The sequence below is a fragment of the Roseateles sp. genome (assembly GCF_044373315.1).
Taxonomy (GTDB): Bacteria; Pseudomonadota; Gammaproteobacteria; order Burkholderiales; family Burkholderiaceae_C; genus JACDQM01.
In genome coordinates, this window is record NZ_JBILQK010000153.1 from 1 (window position 1) to 5,463 (window position 5,463).

10 protein-coding genes are annotated in these 5,463 nt (G+C 64.7%); 6 read left to right on the top strand and 4 right to left on the bottom strand.

What is annotated here, in order from left to right; translation table 11 throughout:
* The 3 genes from ACIQ67_RS19180 to ACIQ67_RS19190 form a co-directional block, all read left to right on the top strand.
* On the top strand, window positions 1-480 hold a 480-nt coding region (locus tag ACIQ67_RS19180), incomplete at its 5' end, for a hypothetical protein (RefSeq protein WP_397535978.1).
* A gap of 194 nt (window positions 481-674) precedes the next feature.
* Window positions 675-899: a hypothetical protein gene (locus ACIQ67_RS19185; protein ID WP_397535979.1), complete on the top strand. Its 225-nt coding sequence runs from the start codon at window positions 675-677 to the stop codon at window positions 897-899.
* A gap of 139 nt (window positions 900-1,038) precedes the next feature.
* Window positions 1,039-1,401 carry a DUF1801 domain-containing protein gene (locus tag ACIQ67_RS19190; RefSeq protein WP_397535980.1) on the top strand — a complete coding sequence of 121 codons (363 nt, stop codon included), beginning with the start codon at window positions 1,039-1,041 and terminating at the stop codon, window positions 1,399-1,401.
* Window positions 1,402-1,520: 119 nt separating this feature from the next.
* On the opposite strand, the gene ACIQ67_RS19195 is transcribed toward ACIQ67_RS19190, so the two are convergent.
* Complete coding sequence (locus ACIQ67_RS19195; protein ID WP_397535981.1) at window positions 1,521-1,790, bottom strand: hypothetical protein; 270 nt, start codon at window positions 1,788-1,790, stop codon at window positions 1,521-1,523.
* A 212-nt stretch (window positions 1,791-2,002) separates the two neighbouring features.
* On the opposite strand from ACIQ67_RS19195, the gene ACIQ67_RS19200 reads away from it, so the two are divergent.
* Together ACIQ67_RS19200 and ACIQ67_RS19205 are read left to right on the top strand one after the other, a co-directional pair.
* A complete protein-coding gene (locus tag ACIQ67_RS19200) occupies window positions 2,003-2,440 on the top strand; it encodes a hypothetical protein (protein ID WP_397535982.1) in 438 nt (145 codons plus the stop codon).
* A 2-nt stretch (window positions 2,441-2,442) separates the two neighbouring features.
* Window positions 2,443-3,063 carry a DUF2306 domain-containing protein gene (locus tag ACIQ67_RS19205; RefSeq protein WP_397535983.1) on the top strand — a complete coding sequence of 207 codons (621 nt, stop codon included), beginning with the start codon at window positions 2,443-2,445 and terminating at the stop codon, window positions 3,061-3,063.
* Between the two features lie 24 nt (window positions 3,064-3,087).
* Here the strand turns inward: ACIQ67_RS19205 and ACIQ67_RS19210 are convergent, their stop codons facing one another.
* From ACIQ67_RS19210 to ACIQ67_RS19220, 3 genes are read right to left on the bottom strand one after another with little or no spacing between them, the layout of a single operon-like run.
* Window positions 3,088-3,351 carry a hypothetical protein gene (locus ACIQ67_RS19210; protein ID WP_397535984.1) on the bottom strand — a complete coding sequence of 88 codons (264 nt, stop codon included), beginning with the start codon at window positions 3,349-3,351 and terminating at the stop codon, window positions 3,088-3,090.
* A gap of 48 nt (window positions 3,352-3,399) precedes the next feature.
* Window positions 3,400-4,053, bottom strand: coding sequence for a DsbA family protein (locus ACIQ67_RS19215; RefSeq protein ID WP_397535985.1), 654 nt, complete (start codon window positions 4,051-4,053; stop codon window positions 3,400-3,402).
* 31 nt (window positions 4,054-4,084) lie between these two features.
* Window positions 4,085-4,966 (bottom strand): MBL fold metallo-hydrolase, encoded by an 882-nt coding sequence (locus ACIQ67_RS19220; protein WP_397535986.1) that lies wholly within the window; start codon window positions 4,964-4,966, stop codon window positions 4,085-4,087.
* Window positions 4,967-5,097: 131 nt separating this feature from the next.
* Between ACIQ67_RS19220 and ACIQ67_RS19225 the strand changes: the two genes are divergently transcribed.
* On the top strand, window positions 5,098-5,463 hold a 366-nt coding region (locus tag ACIQ67_RS19225), incomplete at its 3' end, for a LysR family transcriptional regulator (protein ID WP_397535987.1).

Genomic DNA, 5,463 nt, shown 5'->3' on the forward strand with positions numbered 1-5,463 from the left:
TCAGGCGGCAGCATGCGCGCTACAGCCTTGTCCTTGAATGCTTGTCCGTACCTTGCCACTCTCGTCCTTCATCGCCGCCCCCTGTCTTGGATCTATCGGGGCGACAACTATTCTGACGCGGGGGGGTTTAGCGAAGGCGAAGTTCGGACCTTTGGCGCCAAACTGCAGTCTTGCTTTCCGCTGGCGCCGGGCGCCGAACTGCGACTCGAGGGAGGCTACTGGGACTCCTATTCCGTTCCACCCAGATTGAAAGACGTGCTGCTCGGGATTCGGGTCTATCCGGTAGGAAGCACCGGAGGCATCGGAGTTCACTTGAGGCTCGAAGATGAACGGTACGAGCAACAGCGAGCTGAGAGCAGGGGGTCAGCAAGCTTTGAGCTGATTGCGACCTATGAGGACATTCAGAGGTTTGGAGCTCAAATTCAACGATTGCTAGACACGCCAGGGGCGGTGGCCTGCCTCTATGAAAATGCGGCCTAACCAGGCGTGTTCATAGTCCCCAACAAGGTCAAAGACCTGATCGATTGGGGTGGCTGAGAGACGCCCCTGCAGTCGGGCAGAGAGCCGGGGTCAGGTCTGTGAGTTGATCCCTTCAGATTCAAGGACCGTCCCAGAACGCTATGCGAGAGGCCGCACAGGCCGCTACCTTCCTTCGACGTTACCCATCGGAATCTATGGAAGCATTGATCGGCCTCGTGCCCTTTTTCTTGTGGATCAGCCTGATCGGTTGGAGCGGCGCCTACGCTTATCACGACGCAAAGAAGCGTGGCAAACCGCCACTGCTGGTTTGCGCCTTGGTCATGCTGTTGTTTTGCCCGCTCAGCTTGCTCGTTTGGATAGCCCTTAGGCCGGCGATAGTCCGTCCGCCGTTCAATCTCGACGACTACCGTGTTCGATAGTGTTCTTGCATCGATGCCTTATGTTTCTGAGGCGGCGTGGAAGCCACCGGTAGCGAGGTCTTGAACCTGAACCCTTCAAACTCCGGCCCTCACTGAAACCGCCGAGCTTGCTTACCCGAGGCGAACAGCCCACCCCACCATGCCCAAATCCATCGCCGCCCTGCTCGAAGACATTCGCCTGCTCGGCGAAGACCAGTTCCAGATGGTCGAGGCGGTTCGGGCGCTGGTGAAGCAGACGGTTCAACCGCTGTCCGAAGAGGTTAAGTACGGCGGCATTCTGTTCAGCTCGGGTTTGGCCTTTGCCGGCGTGTTTGCCTACCGCGAGCATGTGTCCGTTGAGTTCAGTCACGGCGCCAGAATCGCCGACACGGCGAGTGTGCTGGAGGGCGCCGGCAAGGGGCGGCGGCACATCAAGCTGAAGACCCTGGGCGACATCAAAGCCAAAAAGCTGGCGGCCTACCTGCCGCTGGCACTGGATGCCGCGAAGAAGGCCGCTGGCTGAGCGCTGTCCGCTGGGCGCAGAGGCGCAGGCTGCAAGGCTCATCAGCCCTTTGTTAGTTTTTTGAATCCTTCTGATTCAAGGCCTGCCCCCAAGAGTCTTGACGCCCACATTCCCGTCGCTCAGCTCGCCCACTCAGCCTGTTCTATCCCGAACTGCTCCTTGGCCGCGGCGAATGCTTCCTCGATGGTCTGATGCCAGCTGTCCGCGGCATAGCAGCCGTCGAGTGAGCTGTAGTGCAGCAGGTAGCCCTTGCCGCCGTCGCTGGTGATCCGGAAGGCGAAATCGAGCTCGAACGAACCAGGCGTGCCTTCATCGCAGCCCGACCACCCGCTGTTGGGATGGCCGGCGATCAGGAGGGTGCGGGAAGGGATTGAGGCAAAGGTCTGCATGGTTGTTAGCTTGCTGCCGGAAGTGAGTTTTGTGGCCGATGCACAGATATTGCTGCTGCCCACAATCACAACATGAATTGCAGCATGGGAGAGCAGGCAGGCAGGCGCCGCACAGGGAGGGCGGGCGGCAGCGGGCCGGGGTCAGGTCAGGCGTAGGCACCCTCTACACTCATTCTCAAGCCCCCCGTAGCGCCCTGCAGCAACGAAGCCCCATGCTCACCCCCTCCATCAGCCTCTCGCTTGCCATCGCCGGCAGCCTCAGCGCTTTGGCCGCTGTGGCCCACCTGGCCTGCATCGCCATCGGCCCCCAGGCCTATCGATTCATGGGTGCCGGCGAGCGGATGGCCCAGGCGGTTGAGGCTGGCCGGCTGCAGCCCACGCTGATGACCTTGGGCATCAGCATGGTGCTGCTGCTGTGGGCCGCCTATGCCTTCTCGGCTGCCGGTTTGATCAGCATCCGGCTGCCGTTTACCAAGCTGGTGCTGCTGGCGATCACCACGGTTTATCTGGCGCGGGCGCTGGCTTTTCCGCTGCTGCGGCCGGCATTCCCGGAAAACTCGCTGATCTTCTGGCTGGTGTCCTCAGGCATCTGCCTGGTGATCGGCTTGCTGCACGCGCATGGCCTGGCCACTAGGTGGGCGGCGCTGTGAGCATGGCCCCCAAGCCTGCCATGCGCGTAGGCGTCGCCCTTCTGTCGCTGGGCGTTGCAGGCTACGCCGTCTTTGCCTATGGCTTTCTGCCGCTCGGCAGCATCGTGCATCCAGACATGCGCGCCACCTTCGAGACCTACAGCCTGGGCATCTACGCGCACATTTTTGCGTCGGCCCTCGCGCTGGCCCTCGGGCCGTTTCAGTTCTGGGCTGGCTTGCGCAGCCGGCGGCCGGCGCTGCACCGCTGGATGGGGCGCTTGTATCTGGGCCTCGGGGTGCTGGTGGGCGGGCTGGCTGGCCTGTTCATGGCCTGGCACGCGTTCGGCGGCCTGGTGTCGCAACTGGGCTTCGGCGCGCTGGCGCTGGCCTGGCTGTACACCGGCCTACGGGCCTATCTGGCCATCCGCGCCGGAGACATCAGCGCACACCGGCGCTGGATGGTGCGCAACTTCGCGCTGACTTTCGCCGCGGTCACGCTGCGGCTTTGGCTGCCCGCTTCGTTCGCGACAGGCATCCCGTTCGAGCTGGCCTACCCCGCCATTGCCTGGCTGTGCTGGGTGCCCAATCTGGCATGGGCCGAGTGGCGGCTGCGCTTGCCGATGCAGCGCGCGGGCGCCGACTAGCCCGGCCGGCTGAGCGCGAAGGGATCACCCAGCGTCTGGGCCGGGCGGCAGCAGCAGCTGTGCCTCGAACTGCGCCAGCTCTTCATCCAGCGTGCCGCGGCTGCGGAAGTGGCGGCCGGCCACGCCGTACCAGTACTCGGCGTCTTCCAGATCGCCCTCCTGGATGTGCAGCAGGCCGTGCAGCCAGGCGCTCAAGGGCGAAGCCGGCGCCTGCTGCACCTGATCGTGCGCCGCGCGCCACTGCCCCGCGCGCAGCTGGGCCAGCACCTGGTGAAGAACTTCGCTCATGGGGGGCTCACTTGCTTGCTTCGTTCTTTCGCTTCCCGGATTCTGGCCTCAGCGCCCGGCCAGCTGCGCCAGCAAGGCCTCGAAGCGGCCATACAGCACATCGCCGCGCAGCAGGCGCTGCTGGCCATCGGCTTGAGTCAGCACCAGGCCCGGCACACCTTGCGCGCCCAGCTTGCGCATCAATGCCTGTGCCTGCTGCACGCGCAGCTCGTGGGCGTCCAGCAGCGCGGCGTCGGGCGCCAGCAGGCGTTCAGCCGCCTCAGGCAGCGCCGCGTCGCGCAGCAGCTGGGCCAGCACCGTGGTGTCGCTGGTGTCCAGGCCCTGCAAATAACGCGCACCCTGCATGCGCTTCAGCGTGGCCAGCTCTTGCACAGGTGCGCTCAGCTGCACCGCGGTAAGCGCCAGGCTGCTGGGGCCGGAGTCGAAGCGGCCGCCGGCCGGGTGATTCAACAGCGCTTCGCGGTAGCGCTCGCTGAAGGGCTGGCCTGTGAGCTGCTGGATGCGCTGGTCGTTGGACCAGGCATAGGCGGCAAAGCGTGCGTCCATGGGGCGCGCGCCGGCTCCGGCAAACAGGCCCGTAGGGGCCAGCGTCAGCTCGATGCCGGGGTGCTGCGCCAGGCGCTCGATCTGCGGCGCGGCGCCGTAGCACCAGCCGCACAGGGGATCGAACAGGTAGGTGATGGGCAAGAGGCGGCTGCTCATGGGGGTGTTCCTTCTACTGATTGCTGCCTGATCACCACTTCATCTCGCCCTTGTTGACCTTGGCACCGATGTCGAGCGACAGCGCGCCGTCCGTCAGCTGCGGGTAGGCCTGCTTCATCGCGTCGATCAGTTCGGCGCTGTTCTTGGTGGCGGCCAGGTTCTTCTCAAAGCTGAGCAGGTAGTTCTTGGTGAAGTTGATGGTGCTGGCATCGGTGGCGGTGCCGGCGCGCATATGGCTGGGCACCACCAGCTCGGGCTTGAGGGCCAGCATCTCGTCGAGCTGCGTCACCCAGGCGGCGCGCTCGGCCACGGTCTGGGTGTCAGCGGTCCACACATGCATCTGGCCGAACACGCCGATATTGCCGACGATGGCCTTGATGGAAGGAATCCAGGCATAGGGGCGGTGCGCCAGCAGGCCTTGTGTGCCGCGGATCTCGATGGTCTGGCCTTCCAGCGTCAGCGTGTTGCCGGGCAGCGCCTGCGGCAGCACCGGCTGGCGCGGCGCGTTGGCGCCCATCTTGGGGCCCCAGAAGGCCAGCTTGCCGGCCATCTTGGGCTGCAGCTTGGCCAGCACGGCGGGCGTGCTCACCACGGCGACCTGCGGAAAGATCTCCTTCAGGGTTTCGACGCCGAAGTAGTAATCCGGGTCGGCCTGGCTGACGTAGATGGTGGTGAGCTGCTTGCCGCTGTCCAGCACATTGGCAGCGATGCGCAGCGCGTCGGCACGGGTGAAGCCGGCGTCGATCACCATGGCCTCGCGTTCGCCGTAGACCAGGGTGGAGTTGACGTTGAAGCTCTTGCCGTCTGCGTTGTAGACCTTGACGGTGAGCGGCGCCGGCTGCGCGGCATGGGCGGCGCCCAGGCCGAGGGCGAGGCTGGTGGCGGCGGTGATGATGAGGCTGCTGCGGATCATGGGGAACTCCTGTCTGTGATTTAGGGACTGAGAGCTGCACGGTCTGCAGCGCTGAAACGGACTTTAGTTTCATGATTCGCGCAGATAAACCGTATATTCAGCGCATTACTGTTTCAATATTCGAGCAGGTGATGGACCGACTGACGGCAATGCGCGTGTTTGTGGAGGTGGCCAGCCGGGGCAGCTTCAGCGAGGCGGCAGACCGGCTGGAGATGTCGCGGGCGATGGTCACGCGCTATGTGGGCGCGCTGGAGCAGTGGCTGGGCGCACGCCTGCTGCAGCGCAGCACCCGCAGCCTGACGCTGACCGATGCGGGCGAACACTGCCTGCGCCGCAGCCAGCAGATGCTGGCCCTGATGGCGGATGTGGTGGAAGAAACCACCGCGCGGCATGAGGGCCAGCTGCGCGGGCAGCTGCGCATCACCTGCAGCGTGTCGTTCGCCTTTGCGCAGCTGGCCGCGGCGGTAGTGGATTTCCTCGCGCTACACCCGCAGCTG